This window comes from Pseudomonas veronii (assembly GCF_001439695.1).
GTDB lineage: Bacteria > Pseudomonadota > Gammaproteobacteria > Pseudomonadales > Pseudomonadaceae > Aquipseudomonas > Aquipseudomonas veronii.
On record NZ_JYLL01000004.1, the window covers coordinates 160,233 to 175,966 of the forward strand.

13 protein-coding genes are annotated in these 15,734 nt (G+C 60.0%); 4 read left to right on the forward strand and 9 right to left on the reverse strand.

Annotated features, from left to right (window positions below):
- Positions 1-9 precede the first annotated feature (9 nt).
- Positions 10-789 (reverse strand): ABC transporter permease, encoded by a 780-nt coding sequence (locus tag TU80_RS06885; protein ID WP_169850537.1) that lies wholly within the window; start codon positions 787-789, stop codon positions 10-12.
- Positions 786-1,595, reverse strand: coding sequence for an ABC transporter ATP-binding protein (locus TU80_RS06890; RefSeq protein ID WP_057004103.1), 810 nt, complete (start codon positions 1,593-1,595; stop codon positions 786-788). Before TU80_RS06890 ends, TU80_RS06885 begins: the two co-directional genes overlap by 4 nt.
- Positions 1,596-1,845: 250 nt before the next feature.
- Between TU80_RS06890 and glgA the strand changes: the two genes are divergently transcribed.
- Together glgA and ppsA are read left to right on the forward strand one after the other, a co-directional pair.
- Positions 1,846-3,438, forward strand: a complete 1,593-nt coding sequence (glgA, locus tag TU80_RS06895) for a glycogen synthase GlgA (RefSeq protein ID WP_057004104.1) — start codon at positions 1,846-1,848, stop codon at positions 3,436-3,438.
- A complete protein-coding gene (ppsA, locus tag TU80_RS06900) occupies positions 3,435-5,891 on the forward strand; it encodes a phosphoenolpyruvate synthase (RefSeq protein WP_017845789.1) in 2,457 nt (818 codons plus the stop codon). Before glgA ends, ppsA begins: the two co-directional genes overlap by 4 nt.
- 6 nt (positions 5,892-5,897) lie before the next feature.
- Here ppsA and gstA read toward each other — a convergent pair whose 3' ends face one another.
- On the reverse strand, positions 5,898-6,527 hold the full coding sequence (gstA, locus tag TU80_RS06905) for a glutathione transferase GstA (RefSeq protein WP_046383405.1): 630 nt from the start codon (positions 6,525-6,527) through the stop codon (positions 5,898-5,900).
- Between the two features lie 148 nt (positions 6,528-6,675).
- Here gstA and TU80_RS06910 point away from each other — a divergent pair, with 148 nt between their 5' ends.
- Positions 6,676-7,044 (forward strand): winged helix-turn-helix transcriptional regulator, encoded by a 369-nt coding sequence (locus TU80_RS06910; RefSeq protein ID WP_057004105.1) that lies wholly within the window; start codon positions 6,676-6,678, stop codon positions 7,042-7,044.
- Between the two features lie 14 nt (positions 7,045-7,058).
- On the opposite strand, the gene TU80_RS06915 is transcribed toward TU80_RS06910, so the two are convergent.
- The 6 genes from TU80_RS06915 to TU80_RS06940 form a co-directional block, all read right to left on the reverse strand.
- Positions 7,059-8,051 (reverse strand): LacI family DNA-binding transcriptional regulator, encoded by a 993-nt coding sequence (locus TU80_RS06915; protein WP_046383407.1) that lies wholly within the window; start codon positions 8,049-8,051, stop codon positions 7,059-7,061.
- 75 nt (positions 8,052-8,126) lie between these two features.
- Positions 8,127-9,629 carry a glycoside hydrolase family 32 protein gene (locus tag TU80_RS06920; protein ID WP_169850538.1) on the reverse strand — a complete coding sequence of 501 codons (1,503 nt, stop codon included), beginning with the start codon at positions 9,627-9,629 and terminating at the stop codon, positions 8,127-8,129.
- The gene (locus TU80_RS06925; protein WP_057004107.1) at positions 9,626-10,771 is read right to left on the reverse strand and encodes an ABC transporter ATP-binding protein; all 1,146 of its coding nucleotides are present in this window, start codon (positions 10,769-10,771) and stop codon (positions 9,626-9,628) included. The genes TU80_RS06920 and TU80_RS06925 overlap by 4 nt, the downstream gene beginning before the upstream one ends.
- Positions 10,772-10,798: 27 nt before the next feature.
- Positions 10,799-11,641: a carbohydrate ABC transporter permease gene (locus TU80_RS06930; protein WP_046383410.1), complete on the reverse strand. Its 843-nt coding sequence runs from the start codon at positions 11,639-11,641 to the stop codon at positions 10,799-10,801.
- A complete protein-coding gene (locus TU80_RS06935; RefSeq protein ID WP_057004108.1) occupies positions 11,638-12,600 on the reverse strand; it encodes a carbohydrate ABC transporter permease in 963 nt (320 codons plus the stop codon). The genes TU80_RS06930 and TU80_RS06935 overlap by 4 nt, the downstream gene beginning before the upstream one ends.
- A gap of 21 nt (positions 12,601-12,621) precedes the next feature.
- Positions 12,622-13,896: an ABC transporter substrate-binding protein gene (locus tag TU80_RS06940; protein ID WP_057004109.1), complete on the reverse strand. Its 1,275-nt coding sequence runs from the start codon at positions 13,894-13,896 to the stop codon at positions 12,622-12,624.
- Positions 13,897-14,065: 169 nt separating this feature from the next.
- Here TU80_RS06940 and TU80_RS06945 point away from each other — a divergent pair, with 169 nt between their 5' ends.
- Positions 14,066-15,631, forward strand: coding sequence for a carbohydrate porin (locus TU80_RS06945; protein ID WP_046383413.1), 1,566 nt, complete (start codon positions 14,066-14,068; stop codon positions 15,629-15,631).
- The last annotated feature ends 103 nt before the right edge of the window (positions 15,632-15,734 follow it).

A 15,734-nucleotide genomic window follows, 5' to 3' on the forward strand; every position in this document is an offset into this window, starting at 1 on the left:
CGCCTATTGTCAGCGAGCCAAACCGGGGTAAAGCCTGGCGGCCAACAGCAGAAGAACGGTGAACACCGAGAGCATCACCGCAAAGCTGGTGGTCAGGGCATACACACTGGTTCCACCGACAATCATGCCTGAGCGCAATGCATCGACCAGGTAGGTCAGCGGGTTGCACACGGCAATCACTTTCAACCAGCCGGGCATCAACTCCAGGGGGTAAATCGCGTTGGAGGCGAAAAACAACGGCATGGTCAGGACTTGGCCGATGCCCATGAAGCGCTCCCGGGTTTTGACGATGCAGGCGATGACCAGGGAAAACGTCGAGAAGATACACGAGCCCACGAAGACGCCAGCGGCCACTGTCAGGATCGGCATCAACTCCCAACGGATTTCAACGTGCAAGGCAATCGCCACCAGATAGACCACGGCCGCTTGCACCAGCCCGCGCAGGCCTGCGGCGAAGGCCTTGCCCATGATCAACGCGCTGCGGTGCGCCGGGGTGACCAGGAGTTTATGCACGATCCCCAGATCGCGTTCCCAGATGATGGCGATGCCGTAGAAGATCGCACTGAACAGGATGCTCTGCGCCAGAATGCCCGGGGCCATGAAGTCCAGATAACGCAGGTTACCGGTGGGAATGCCGCGCACCTGGCTGAAGACCTGGCCGAATACCGCCAGCCACAGCACCGGCTGGATGGCTCTGGACAGCAGCTCGGTAGGGTCGCGAATCAGCTTGCGCACCTCGGCGTCGCAGACCGCGAATGTCTCGTTGAGGTAACTGAGCAGGCGGTTCATCCCAACCTCTGGATCGCATCACGGCTATCGCGTGTGCCACGGTAATCGCCGCCTTGTTCAAGGCCGACGCCACTGAAATGCACGAAGACGTCGTCCAGGCTGGCATTTTCGCCGACTTGCGCCTTGAGCGACTCGGGCTTGCCGACGACGGCCAGGCGTCCCTGATGGAGGATTGCCAGTTCATCACACAACGTGTCGGCTTCTTCCATGTCGTGGGTGGTGATCAGGATCGTCGTGCCTTTCTCGCGCAAGTGTTCCAGGCGTTCCCAGACGGTTCGGCGTGCGATGGGGTCCAGGCCGATGGTCGGCTCATCCAGAAACAGCACTTGGGGGTTGTGCAAGGTGGCCTGGGCGATTTCCAGGCGACGGATCATGCCGCCGGAATAGGCACGAACCAGTTTTGAGGCCGTCGCCTCCAGCCCGGCGAACGCGAGCGCTTCTTTGACCCGGGCCCGGCGCTCGGCACCGCGCAACCCCTGCAACCGCGCCGAAAGGTTCAAGTTCTCGATGGCGGTCAATGCGCCGTCCGCCGAGAGCATCTGCGGCACGTAGCCGATATGGCGGCGCACCTCGACGGGTTGGCGCGCGATATCGAAACCCGCCACCGTCGCCGAGCCGGAAGTGGGGTCCAGTAAGGTGGTGAGCATCTTGATGGCAGTGCTCTTGCCGGCTCCATTCGGGCCCAACAGGCCGAATATGCAGGCATGCGGCACTTGCAGGCTCAACCCTTCGAGTGCCACGAAGTGATCGAAGCATTTGCGCAACTGGTGGGTGGCGATGGCAAAGGGTTCGCTGGCATCGGGCATGGTGGCTTCCGTAGGCTGGGGCGGGGACGCACGCCCTCGCTTTAAAATTTCTACACCTGCGCCATGGAAAATCATTGAGCTAAATCAACAACGCCAGGCTGAGGTGTCGTCTGTCGCAATGGGCGCTGTCCCACGCGGCAGCAAAGCGCATTTGTTGATAAAGATCAGAGGCCATTGGGAGCAACCCCAGATACTCGTGCGACTGACTTAACCGTCTTCCCGCACTCTCGACTCAACAAAAAGGAAAAGGATCATGGGCGCAGCCGCCATTTCCCCGCAGGCTGAACGTTTCAATCTGCCGGTCAGTGAATGGGTTACCTCGACTGTTGATCCGCTGGCGCTAGCGCCGGTTTCACCGGCCATTACCAGCGTGGCGGCGAGAGCCAAGGTCTTGTTCGTGACCTCCGAATTGGCCGGCCTCGTGAAAACCGGCGGGCTCGGCGATGTATCGGCGGCATTGCCCCGGGCCCTGCATCCCCTGCACGATGTGCGCGTGTTGATGCCGGGTTACCCGCAAGTGCTCAACAGTGGAAATCCGGTCCATGTGATCAGCGAGCTGGAGGGCCATGCGGCATTGCCGGCGTGCAAGATCGGGCGGATGGACATGACGGATGGCCTGGTCATTTACCTGGTGATCTGTCCCGAACTGTATGAGCGTGAAGGCACTCCTTACGGGGATAACAATGGCCGTGACTGGCCGGATAACCATATCCGGTTTGCCCGTCTCGGCCTGGCTGCAGCCGACTTCGCCGCAGGCGCGGTGAAGTGCCAGTGGCGTCCGGAGCTGGTACACGCGCATGATTGGCCGGCCGGCCTCGCGCCGGCGTACATGCGCTGGCGTGGGCAGGCCACGCCGAGCGTTTTCACCATCCATAACCTTGCCTATCAAGGCATGGTCAGCAGCGGTTCCCGGCGCGAACTGGGCATCCCCGAGCACGCGCTGGCCTCGGACGGTATGGAGTTCTACGGCAAGCTCTCATTGCTCAAGGCCGGCATGGCCTATGCCAACCACATCACCACCGTCAGCGCGACCTACGCCCGGGAAATCACCACGCCAGCGTTCGGTTGCGGCCTGGACGGCTTTCTGCAGAGCAAAGCCGAACAAGGGCTGCTCAGCGGCATAGCCAATGGTATCGACGCCAGTTGGGACGCCGAAACCGATGAGCACTTGATCTGCCGGTTTGCCGCTAACGATTGGCTCGGCAAGGCGGTGAACGCCCACTATGTCCGTCAGTTGTTCAATCTCAAGCCGTCGACGGGGCCTCTGTTCGCGGTGGTATCGCGTCTGGTCTTCCAGAAAGGCCTGGATCTGACCATTGGCGTTGCCGGGCACATCGTCAGGCAGGGCGGGCAGATCGCCATCATCGGCCGTGGCGAACCGCAGGAAGAGGAGGCCGCACGGGAGCTGGCCCAGCGCTTCCCGGGCCAGGTCGGTGTGCTTATCGGCTTCAACGAAACGGATGCCCGGCGCATGTTTGCCGGCAGTGACTTCCTGCTCATGCCGTCGCGCTATGAACCGTGCGGCCTGAGCCAGATGTATGCGCAGCGTTTCGGCTCATTACCGGTAGCCCGTAATACCGGTGGGCTGGCCGACACGATCGAAGATGGCGTGAGCGGTTTTCTGTTCGAGGAACCCACCGTGGAAAGCTACGCGGCAGCACTGACGCGGGCGATCAAGGTGTTCGCCAACCCTGAACTGCTCAATGCAATGCGTTGCCGCGCCATGCGCAAGCCGTTCGATTGGCACCAAGCCATAAAGCCTTACAGCGCCCTGTATCTGCGATTGCTGAAGGCCAATCGGGTATCCCTGGCGGCCCCCTCACTCAATGGAGAGATATCGTGACCCATTCACAGCCGCACATTCGTTGGTTCAAGGACTTGGGTATCAACGACGTCGCACAGGTCGGTGGCAAGAACGCCTCGCTGGGAGAGATGTACCAGAACCTGACAGGCCAGGGCATCCGCGTACCCAACGGGTTTGCCGTTACTTCAGACGCGTACCGTTATGTCCTTGAGCACAACAAGGCGTGGGCGCCGCTGCATGCCGCGCTCGACGGCCTCGACCCCAACGACATCAAGGACCTGCAAGCCCGCGGTAAACGGGCGCGGGCGATTGTGTATGGCTGTACGCTGCCGGAAGACCTGAAGAGCGCGATACTGCACAGTTACGCCCAGCTCAAGCGCGAATATGGCAACAGCCTTTCACTGGCCGTGCGCTCCTCGGCAACCGCCGAGGACTCGCCGCAGGCGTCATTTGCCGGGCAGAACGAGACCTATCTCAATATCGCCAATGAAGATGCGCTGCTCGATGCCTACAAGCGTTGCCTGGCCTCCAACTTCACCGATCGGTCGATCCATTACAAATACGACAACGGCTTTGATTGCTTCAAAGTCGATCTCGCCGTCGTCATCATGAAAATGGTGCGCAGTGATCTCGGGGCCAGTGGCGTGATGTTTTCCCTGGATACGGAAACCGGCTTCAAGGATGTCGTGTTCATCAACGCCGCGTGGGGGCTTGGGGAGAATGTGGTGCAGGGCGCGCTGGCCCCGGACAGTTTCTACGTACACAAACCCAGCTTCGTCGCCGGTTATCGTGGCGTGCTCAAGCGTAGCCTGGGCAGCAAAGAAAAGAAGATGGTGTTTACCGATACCCTCAATACCGGGAACATCGCGCAGGAGTACACCGCGAATATCGAAACACCCGACGAAGAACAAACGCGCTTTTGCCTCTCGGACGGGGATGTGATGGTCCTGGCTGACTATGCCATCAAGGTTGAAAACCACTATTCGAGCAAAGCCGGTTTCTACAAACCCATGGACATGGAGTGGGCGAAAGACGGGATCGATGGCCACTTGTATATGGTCCAGGCGCGCCCCGAAACGGTGGCCTCGCAGAAAAAAGGCAGCGTGCTGCAGATCTATCACCTCAAGCAACGCTCGCCAGTGCTGCTCAAGGGGAAGGCGGTCGGCACCCGCATCGGCGCCGGGAAGGCCCGTATCGTCAACGATGTGAAACAGCTCAGCGAGTTTCAACCGGGCGAAGTGCTGGTCTCCGAAGCCACGACTCCGGATTGGGAACCGGTGATGAAAACCGCCGCCGCGATTGTGACGAACCGCGGCGGACGCACCTGCCACGCGGCCATCGTGGCGCGGGAGCTGGGTATTCCCGCGATCGTGGGCGCCACCAATGCGGCAGCGACAATCAAAACCGGCGCCTTGTTGACCGTCAGTTGCGCCGAAGGCGAAATCGGAACGGTCTACGACGGCATCCTGGATTTTGATGTGGAGGAAACGGACCTCAGCCAACTCGGGCATCCCGACACGCACATCATGATGAACCTGGCCAACCCCGACCAGGCCTTCAGCCTGGCCTCGCTGCCGGTCGACGGGATCGGTCTGGCGCGCATGGAGTTCATCATCAATGAATGCATCAAGGTCCATCCGATGGCCCTTGTCCACCCGGAAAAGCTGGATGACGCCACCCGTGAAAAAATCGCCGTGCTGAGCGCCGCGCATGCGGACCCTACGGATTTTTTCATCAAGACCTTGGCCGAAGGCGTCGCCACCATTGCCGCAGCGGTGTACCCAAAACCGTGCGTGGTACGCATGAGCGACTTCAAGAGCAATGAGTACGCGACCCTGCTGGGTGGGCAGTATTTCGAGCCGGTAGAACACAACCCGATGATCGGTTTTCGCGGCGCGTCCCGATACAGCCATCCGGCTTATGCCGAAGGGTTTGCGCTGGAGTGCGCGGCGATGAAATGGGCGCGCGAACACATTGGCCTCACCAACATCAAGTTGATGATCCCGTTTTGCCGCACCGTGGCGGAGGGCGAAAGGGTATTGGCGACCATGGCCAGCCATGGCCTGCAGCGCGGAGAAAACGGGCTGGAGGTCTACATCATGTGCGAAATACCCAACAACGTGATCCAGATCGACGCGTTCGCCAAACTGTTCGACGGCTTCTCGATCGGTTCCAACGACCTGACCCAGTTGACGCTCGGCGTGGACCGCGACTCGGAAATCGTCGCCTTCGATTTCGATGAGCGCGACCCGGGCGTCAAGCAGATGATTCGCCTGGCGGTAGAAGGCGCCAAGCGTAACGGCCGACACTCGGGAATCTGCGGGCAGGCGCCGTCGGATTATCCCGAGATGGCGGAGTTTTTGGTGTCGATTGGCATCGATTCAATGAGCCTAAGCCCGGACGCGGTGCTGGCGACGATTCGGCATGTGCTGGCGGTGCAGGCGCAGCGGTTACCGAGCGATGAGGCCGACCGGGGCAACATCGGCACGTGAGGCCTTTCACGCAAGGCCTTCGTCTCGCAATGCTTTGCGCACTGCAGGACGCACCTTGACCCGGTCATACCAGGCCCGGAGGTTATGCAAGTGCTCGAAGTGGATGTCGGCCTTGTAATAGCTGGTCAGCCAAGAGGCCTGGCCCCAGCCGGTCAATGCGAACAGATAGGCATCCGCCACCGTGAAGGCATCGCCCATGAGGTATGGACGGGTACTCAATTGTTCGTCGATCCAGGCGAAGCGCTTTTCCAGCTTTGGCTTGGCAGTCTCGACGTATTGACCTGCGAGTGTGGCGTACAACAGCGGAATGTAGCCCTTGTGAATCTCAGACGACAGGAAGCTCAGCCATTCCTGAAGTCGGTATCGATCGAGGGTGCCATGAGCGGGAACCAGCCCAAGCGCCGGCTTCAGGTCGCCCAAATACTGCACGATTGCCGGGCCTTCACGCAGGAGCGTGCCATCGTCCAGCTCGATGGCGGGTACGTAGCCCAGACGGTTGACCTCGAAGTAGTTGGCGCCCGAGTCGGTAAGGTGCGTCTTGTGATCGACCTTGATCAGCGTGGCATCGAGACCCAATTCATTCAGAACGATGTGGGGCGAAAGCGAGCAAGACGCGGGGATGTAGTACAACTTCATTGGCAAACTCCAGAACAGGGGGAGCGCTGTCAATCCAATGGAGAGCGCGCTTCAGCTGATTCTAGATGCCCGGTATAAAATAGGAAGAACGCACTATTTTGTAGTATAGGTACAAAAAATATACCTACACCCGGCCAGGACTCTGACTATGAAAGACAACATCTCTGGCTGCTCGGTCGAAGAAGCGATGCGTTTGTTGGGTGGCCGCTGGCGCCTGCTTCTTGCGTCCTACCTGCTCGATGGGCCGAAGCGTTTTAATGCGCTGAGGCGCGACATTCCGGCTATTTCGCAACGCATGCTGACCCTCGACTTGCGCGCCCTTGAGCAAGCCGGGCTGGTCAAACGGACGGTGTTCCCCACCGTACCCGTGACGGTTGAGTACGAACTCACCGTGGACGGGCGACGATTGGAACCGGTCGTTACGGTAATGAAAGAGTTTGGGCTGTGGGTCAAGAGTCGCCCATGTGAGGAGATTGTGAGCATGTCTTCGGTCTTGACTGACAGTGCGCGTGGTTGAGGCAATGGCTGCCCTTAGAGCGACGCCCTGGCAACCAACGGGCAATCGACTGACTGGGCTCCCGATACCTCGACGGCGTCGATCAGGTGTCGGGCGGCCCTGCGACCGATCTCGTAGTACGGCAGTTGTACCGTTGTCAGCGGTGGGATGAACAGTTCGGCGATACCGATCATATTGTCGTAGCCGAGCACGGCGACATCATCGGGGATTTTCAGCCCGCGGCCCAACAACACCTGGTAGGCACAAAAAGCAATCCGGTCGTTGCCACAGATCAGAATGTCGAATTGGGGGCGACCCTCGATGATGTGCCGGTCGAGGATGGTCGCGGTTTCACCATAGGCGTCATGATCGGAAAGGTCATATTGCAGGAGTGCCTCAGGCAACAGCCCGAATGCCTGACAGGCACGCTGCAGGCCTTTTTGCCGCAGCCCCCACGCCAGGCTCTGTTTTGGGAGATTGATCAACAGAGGGCGCCGATAGCCTTGGCTCAAGGCGTGATGTACGGCTCGATACTGCCCCATTTCATCGTCGGGCACATAACTGACCAGGCGACTGTCATCCGCCAGGCAATTGGCGAGCACCAGGCGGGTGCTCTTCAATCGCTCGGGAATGCACACCTGGCGCAGCCCCATGGCGCTGAAGATCAACCCGTCGGGACGGTGCGATAACATCAGGTCGATGTTCTGGTCGGTGGGCGGGTTGCTTAACAGGTTGAGGATAAATACATTCCAGCCGGCTTGCTGCGCGGTCTGTTCGATGGACAGCAGCAGTTCGACGGCGAACGGGGTTGTCGCGGTGTCCAGCGCGAATACGCCGATGGTTCGAGTCTGGAGGTTGTCGCCGCGAATCCTGCGCGCCGACAGGCTGGGCACGAATTGCAATTCGTCGATGGCGCGGCGCACCCGTTGATAGGTTTCGGGGCTCAATTTTTCCGGGTTGTTGAGCGCTCGGGAAACCGTCATCAGGGACACGCCGGCTAGCTGTGCAACGTCTTTCACTGAAGTCATGCGAAGCGAGACCGGTCAGGTTGAGGCCGAATCATGACACATGGCCTGCGCTTCTCGCGACTCGAATGACACGGTTCATAACCATCCCGAGGCGAGTGGCCATGCCTTGGGAATGGCGACACGCCCACCACTCCCGCTTGCAAAGAGCTTCACCCCCAGACTGCCGGGCTGCGGGTAGAGGCGACTGCTCAGGCTGAAGCTGCCGTTTTCGTCGAACACTTCAATGGACGAACGATCGAGGAACACCCGCAGTGCCAGTTGCCCTTGTGTCGGGTCTATCGCCACGCTGCGCTGGCCGCTGACTTGCGCACCCGAGCGGCTGCGGTCAAGAACCAGGCGCTGCAACGCCGCATCGTAGTAGAGCAGGGTTTGTTCCTGGCCATCGTCGCTGCAACGCAAGGCGACTCCCAAGTGGCCGTCGGTGCAGCCGAGTAAATCCAGATGCACATGGATTTCCAGCATATCGCCATTCACTTGCGGCACCCAGCGGCTTCCCGACGCCTCCCACCACGCGGTAGCCGGCAGCAGCGTCCCGCGCAGTGCGGTGAGTTCCCGGGCCGGAAACATGCGCAGGCGATCGGCACACAGTTCAAGTTCGCGTGGCAATCCGAGCATGCCGCTCCAGTGATGCGCCTGGCTCGGCATCGGGCTTTCCCACATGTCGAGCCAGGCCCAGACAAGACGCCGACCATCGGCGGCCACGAGGGTCTGCGCGGCGTAGAAATCGTGGCCGTTATCCAGCTCGATAAACGGCCCGCCGGTGAAGTGCCACGCGCTGTCGAGTCGGCCCACTCGATAACCCGTCTGGTATTTGTTCAGCCGTTCGTACCCTTGGGCAAGCATGCCTTGCGGGGAATACAGCAGCACGTCGCGTCCGTTCAGTCGAAACAGGTCCGGACACTCCCACATATAACCATCGCCGTCGCTGCCCGCGGCAATATAGTCAAGGAACTCCCAGGTGTGCAGATCGGTGGAGCGGTACAACGGAAGCAGCGGCCTGTCGCCCAGGCGTGCGCCGGCAATGAGGTACCAAGCGTCATCCTCCTTCCATACCTTGGGGTCGCGAAAATGCATGATGTTGTCTTGCGGCGCGGTCTCGATGACTGCGCCATGCTTGACGAAGCGGATGCCGTCGACACTGGTGGCCAGGCACTGGACTTGACGGATCGAGCGTTCGTCGCCCACTTCCCCAAGCCAAGTGTGCCCGGTATAGATCAGTGCCAAGGTATCCCCACACACCACTGCGCTACCGGAAAAACAACCGTCACGGTCGCACTCATCGCCGGGCGCCAGCGCAATGGGCAGGTGCTGCCAATGAACCAGGTCGGCACTCTTGGCGTGCCCCCAATACATCGGGCCCCATTTCGCTTCGAATGGGTAATGTTGATAGAACACGTGATATTCGCCACGAAAGTACACGACCCCGTTCGGGTCGTTCATCCAGCCGGCCGGTGGCGCAATATGATAGCCGGGGCGATAGTCGTCGACGACGCGAGACGCACCGTCATGCAGTGCGCGCTGCGCAAGGTCAAGGGCTGAAGGCATTGGCTCGCTCAGGGTATTCAAGGACAAAGTCATAGGGCGCGTGCTCGGAATGAATGCAGAGCGACGTCATCGGGCAGGTGTTCGGCGGCGGCCGGATGGCGTTTCAAGGCGGTGCCGTCGGCGTCGAACAGGTGCAGGTTGTCAGTGTCCAGCTGCAGCTCGACCCGATCGCCCACCTGCCATCCGGCGTTGACCTCGCAACGGCAGATCAGGGGTTCGTCCTGACCCGATTCGAGGTGTACATAGGTTTCGCTACCCAGGTATTCGACCCCGGTCACGACGACACCGTTGGCGCCCTCAGCCGCTTTGAGCGACAGGTGCTCCGGGCGAATCCCCAGGCTCAGCTGCGCGTCTGCCGGCAGGTTCGAGCTGTCGAAGGGCAGGGCAGTCATGCCCGCTACTGGGGTGTCGATCAGGCTGGTTTTGCCTGGGGCATGCAGGCGCGCCGGCATAAAGTTCATTCTGGGCGAACCGAGAAAACCGGCGACAAAGCGCCTGGCCGGGCGTTCATAGAGTTCGCGCGGTGAGCCGACCTGCTCCACGCGGCCGCCGTTGAGCACGACAATTTTGTCGGCCAGGGTCATCGCTTCCACCTGGTCGTGGGTGACGTAGATCATGGTCGAGCCCAGTCGAGCATGCAGACGGGCGATTTCGTTGCGCATCTGCACCCGCAGGGATGCGTCCAGATTGGAAAGCGGTTCATCGAACAACAGAATGTCCGGCTCCCGCGCCATGGCTCTGCCCATGGCCACACGCTGACGCTGGCCTCCGGACAGTTCCTTTGGTTTGCGTTGCAGCAGTTTGTCCAGTTGCAGGATCTGCGCAGTTTTCAGCACGCGCTCGCGCAAGCTGCTCTTTTCCGTCTTGGCCAGTTTGAGACCGAAGCTGATGTTGTCGTAGACACTCATGTGCGGGTACAGCGCATACGACTGAAACACCATGCCGACGCCGCGCTCACGCGGTTCCAGGTCGTTGACCCGTCGTCCGTCGATCAGCAGGTCGCCGCCGCAGATCGAATCCAGCCCGGCGATCAGTCGCAGCAGGGTCGATTTTCCGCAGCCCGAAGGGCCAACGAACACCACGAACTCGCCCGCGGCAATCTCCAGGCTGACGTCGCGAAGAATCCGCGCGCCGCCCAATTGTTTGTTCACGTTGTCCAGTTTCAATTTGATCACGATGCTGTTCCTTGTATTTGTTGGGCATCAACCCTTTAACGCGCCGGCAGTGAGGCCGGATACGATTCGGCGCTGGAAGATCAGCACCAGAATCACCAATGGGACCGTGACCAGCACCGAAGCGGCCATCAACAGTCCCCACGGCAGCTCATGGGGGCTCCCGCCGGAAATCAAGGCAATGGCGACCGGTACCGTGCGTTGCGTGTCGGTGAGGGTGAAGGTCAGGGCGAACAGGAACTCGTTCCACGCTGCGATAAAGGCCAATAAGCCAGTGGTGACCAGGGCGGGCCAGAGCAGCGGCAACAGCACCCGCGTCAGCGTGACCCACGGCGAAGCGCCATCCATGATTGCCGCCTCTTCCAGCTCATGGGGCAGTTGGCCCATGAATGTGGTCAGCACCCAGACGGTGAAGGGCAGGGTGAAAATCGTGTAGCTCAGGATCAACGCCCAGGACGTGTTGTACAGGCCCAGGGCGCGGATCACTTCGAACAGCCCCGACAGTACCGCGACCTGGGGAAACATCGAGACGCCAAGCACCATCATCAATACTGTGCCGCGCCCACGGAACTTCACCCTGCCCAAGGCATAGGCGGCGGTCAGGCTGAGGAACAACGCCAGCGTCACGACGCACAGCGCAACCACCAGCGAGTTGCCGATAGCTTTCAGGAACGAGGGTTGATGGAGTACCGCCGCATAATTGGAGAAGTCGGGACGGTCGATCCAGTAGCTCACCTCGAACAAGGTGCTGGATGGCTTCAGCGACGTCACGATGGCGTAGTAGAAAGGGAAGACCGCATACAGCAGCAAAATTCCGATCAGGCACCAGAACCCGAGGCGCAACAGCGCTTTTTTGAGTAGACGCGGGCTCATGAGCGCACCTCCAGTTGACGACGTCCGAGGTAGAGATACAGCAACGCAATCACCGCGACGACCAGGAACAGCAACGTCGACGCCGCGCTGCCATAGCCCACGTCCTGGAACTCCACCAGGTGCTGGCGCGCATAGACCGACATGCTCATGGTGCTCGACGAGTTCGAGGTCAGCACATAGATAACGTCGAATACCCGCAGCGAATCGAGGATGCGAAAGATCGCCGCCACCAGCAATGCAGGCATCAACAGTGGAAGCGTGACACGCCAGAACACGTGCAGCGGATGAATGCCATCGACCCTGGCGGCTTCGTAGCAATCGCTCGGCAACATCTGCAAGGCCGCCAGCATCAGCAGCGTGACAAAGGGCACGGTCTTCCAGACGTCGACGATGATGACGGCCCACATCGACAGACTCGCATCAGCCGTCCAGGCCAACGGCATGTCAATCAGGCCGAGGCTCAGCATCAGGTGATTGATGATGCCGAACTGGTCGTTGAGCATCCACGACCAGATTTTCGCCGAGACAATCGTAGGAATCGCCCAGGGAATCAGTATCAACGCACGCACCAGGGACCGGCCGGTGAACTTGATGTTCAGCAGCAATGCCACCAGCAGCCCGAGGACGATTTCCAGGCCCACCGACACCATGGTGAAATGCAGCGTGTTGCGCACCGCGTTCCACCATTGTGGATCGACCAGGATGCCCGACCAGCCGGAGCCGTTGTAGAACAGGTAATTGCTAAAGCCGACGAAGGTTGCGCCACGCGTGTCCGCCAGGTTGGCGTCGGTCAGGCTGAACCAGAATGTGCGCAATAGCGGCCAGGCCGCTACCAGGGCCAGGCACAGCAACATCGGTGTCAGAAACAGCCAGGCGGCGCGCAGGCGGCGGCGCTGTATGGGCGTCTCCCTGGCGAGCAGGGGCTCGTCACAGGAGGCGTGGGGAGTAGAGACAGACATGGTGATTTCCTTCCTTGTGGCTTACCAGTTCCGGCGTTTGATGCGCGTGAGTTCGCTTTCCAGCTCGGCAAGCGCCTGATCGACGGGCAACTCACCCGCCAACACGCCATGCACCCGATCGAAGAACGCATTGGAGACCCGTGGATAGCGCTCGGCAGTGACTGAGGCGGGGCGCATGACCCCGTCGTTGAGGATGCTGTGGAGCTGACGGTAGTAAGGCATTGCTGCGAGCAGTTCGGGGTCTTGATACAGCGCCTCGATCACCGGGTTATAGGCGCCTATCAGCGCACGCCGTTTTTGCTCTTGAGCGCTGGTCAGGTAACTCACCAGCTCTGCGGCAAGCTTCGGATGGGCGCTGTAACGCGAAACCGCCAGACCCCACCCACCAAGGGTGGACGCGTGGCTGCCGGCGTTGCCGCCGCGGGGCAGGGGAGCGACGCCCACCTTGTCTTTGACGGCACTGTCCGGGCTTTGCACCAGGGCCCAGACATAAGGCCAGTTACGCATGAACAGCGCATTGCCCGACTGGAAGACACCACGTCCTTCTTCCTCGGTGTAATTGAGTACGCCACGCGGGGAGATGTCGCCGACCCAGCTTTTCGCCAGGGTCAAAGCCGCTCTTGAAGCCGGGCTGTTGACCACGATGTCGCCTTGCGGGGTGACCAGTCCGCCTTCCGGTTGGCTGCTGATCCACTCCAGTGCATTGCACGTCAGACCTTCGTAGGCGCGCCCCTGAAATATGTAGCCCCACACATTGGGGTTACCGGCGTTGCGTTCGGCCTGTTGAACTTCCTTGGCGGTAGCGGTCATTTCCTCCCACGTCTGGGGCACCGGCTTGTTGTACTTCTCGAGCCAGTCCTTGCGGTAATACAGCAGGCCCGAATCGGTGAACCACGGCATCGTCACCAGCCGTCCGTTCACCGTGGCGTTATCGATCTGGGCCTGGAAGTAGCCTTGGGTCGCGTCCGGCGCAAGCACCTCGCGCAGATCCATCAGGTGTTTGGCCAGCATTCCCGGCCACACCATGTCGATTTGAATGATGTCGATGTCGCTGGACTGCGCACTGAGGATCTGTTGGTAGAACGACAGCCTCTCGGTTGCCGAGTTAGGCGTGGAAACCACCTCGACGTTGTTGCCGGTCTGTTTCGACCATGCCTCGACAGCCTCCTTGCACAGTTGTAACTCGGCACCCACTGCACCGCACGAGATCGTCAGATCGGCTGCGCTCGAGACGCCAGGAAGCCCGGCACAGAGGGTAAGCAGCGCTGCGGGAAGGAGCGATTTCAGTTGTTTCATAAAGCCCTCTTTATTTTTGTTTTTAGAGAAGTTAACGTTAACACGCTCAATGTATCAGCGTATTTTCGATGAGGCATCCTTTTTTTTGCCGACTCTGGCAATTCACACCTCACGGAAAAACACGTCTGTCGCTGGGACAAAACAATAAAAACAAAACAGGGAAATCCACATGCAGAAAGCATCACAATGGCTGCTCGCAGGCGTGCTCAGCACCTCGGCGGCGACGTCCCAGGCCGCGACTCTGGAAGAACGCATGGCCGCGTTCGAAGCCCGCGCCAGCGCCGCCGAGAAACGTGCCGCCGCAGCCGAGCAGCAAACCCAGGCACTCGCCAGAGAATTGCAACAGATCAAACTCGCCACGCCGCCCTTGCAGCCCGCTGCCGCCACTGCGCAAGCAACGGCGGCACCGACCCTGGATACCCGGCTGGCAAAGCTCGAAGCCCGCCAAGAAAGCCTGGAAAAACCGGGCGGTACCGGACACCTCACAGACGGCTTCAGCTTCAAAGGCTATGCCCGCTCGGGATTGCTGATTGACCAGGGACTCGGCGGTGGCCGCGGCGGGCCGTATACGACACCGGCCGGCTCGGTCGGTGGCGCGGTTGGGCGCCTCGGTAACGAAGACGACACCTACATGCGTATAGACCTGTCGAAAGAGATCTATGCGCAGAACGGTACCCGCGCGAAATTCACGGTCTCCATCGCCGACGGCGTGGAAAGTTCCAATGACTGGACCGCCGAAGAAAGCAAGTTGAACGTGCGCCAGGTCTTCACGGAACTCGACCATCTCGCCGCGTTCAAGGGCAACTCAGTGTTCGAGAACGCGACCTTGTGGGCCGGTAAGCGATTTGATCGCGATAACTTCGATATCCACTGGATGGATTCGGACGTTGTCTATCTGGCCGGCACCGGGGGTGGCATTTACGATGTGCAGATGAACAAGAATTGGCGCTCGAATTACTCGTTGATCGGGCGTACCTACGGCGATTTCAGTCGAGACGGGGTTAATGCCGATGTGGAAAGCTACATCCTGACCTCCAACCAGTTCTTCGATAATGGTCAGTGGCAGTGGATGTTCAATGGCATTGGCGCCAAGAAAAACGATTTCGCCACCCGCACCAACGAAGCGGGGTTCAGGCCTGCGAATTCCGGTGTACACACCATGCTGGCCAACCACCAGAAAAACTTTTTCGGCAGGGAAGGCTTCTTCAAAACCGCGCTGCTCTATGGGCAAGGCCTGGGCGCGGAGGTCAAGAACGTCGGCTCGGACGGTGAGTTGATTGACGACGCCCGCGCTCTGCGTCTGGCACTGTATGGCGAGACGCCCATCGCGCCTGGTTGGCGCATCGGCCCGAGCTTGTTGGCCGAGCAGAGCAAGGATAGATACGTCAAGGGTGACGACTACCGCTGGATGACCCTCAACATGCGTTTGGCCAATGAAATCAACAGCAATTTTGAGATGGCCTACGAATTGAGCTGGCAAACCATGAACCTCGACCCGAAGGGCTATCTACAACGTAATGCAGTCGACGGTAACTTCTGGAAGTTCACTGTCGCGCCAACATTCAAGCTTGACGTTGGCGACCTTCTCACGCGGCCCGAGTTGCGAGTGTTCGCAAGCGTGATGAACTGGTCTTCCGATCTGGATAACTACGCGACCTCTGACGCCTTCGGCAAGACCGACTTCAAGGCCGGCGGTGTATGGCAATACGGGATACAGATGGAAACCTGGTTTTAATGCCTGGACGCGCCGGCCTACGCGTCTTCAGCGCGTCGGTCGGGTTGCGTCGCGCCCCTCTGTCGTCGGCCTCGGCGAAGCCCGGTTCATCGTGGGAAGAGAA

Excerpts from the sequence above, each read along its gene's own strand:
- TU80_RS06940 (WP_057004109.1), bottom strand. The coding sequence starts at position 13,896 with ATGAAACAACTGAAATCGCTCCTTCCCGCAGCGCTGCTTACCCTCTGT.
- TU80_RS06890 (WP_057004103.1), bottom strand. The coding sequence starts at position 1,595 with ATGCCCGATGCCAGCGAACCCTTTGCCATCGCCACCCACCAGTTGCGC.
- TU80_RS06930 (WP_046383410.1), bottom strand. The coding sequence starts at position 11,641 with ATGAGCCCGCGTCTACTCAAAAAAGCGCTGTTGCGCCTCGGGTTCTGG.
- TU80_RS06945 (WP_046383413.1), top strand. The coding sequence starts at position 14,066 with ATGCAGAAAGCATCACAATGGCTGCTCGCAGGCGTGCTCAGCACCTCG.
- TU80_RS06920 (WP_169850538.1), bottom strand. The coding sequence starts at position 9,629 with ATGACTTTGTCCTTGAATACCCTGAGCGAGCCAATGCCTTCAGCCCTT.
- TU80_RS06910 (WP_057004105.1), top strand. The coding sequence starts at position 6,676 with ATGAAAGACAACATCTCTGGCTGCTCGGTCGAAGAAGCGATGCGTTTG.
- TU80_RS06915 (WP_046383407.1), bottom strand. The coding sequence starts at position 8,051 with ATGACTTCAGTGAAAGACGTTGCACAGCTAGCCGGCGTGTCCCTGATG.
- gstA (WP_046383405.1), bottom strand. The coding sequence starts at position 6,527 with ATGAAGTTGTACTACATCCCCGCGTCTTGCTCGCTTTCGCCCCACATC.
- TU80_RS06885 (WP_169850537.1), bottom strand. The coding sequence starts at position 789 with ATGAACCGCCTGCTCAGTTACCTCAACGAGACATTCGCGGTCTGCGAC.
- TU80_RS06935 (WP_057004108.1), bottom strand. The coding sequence starts at position 12,600 with ATGTCTGTCTCTACTCCCCACGCCTCCTGTGACGAGCCCCTGCTCGCC.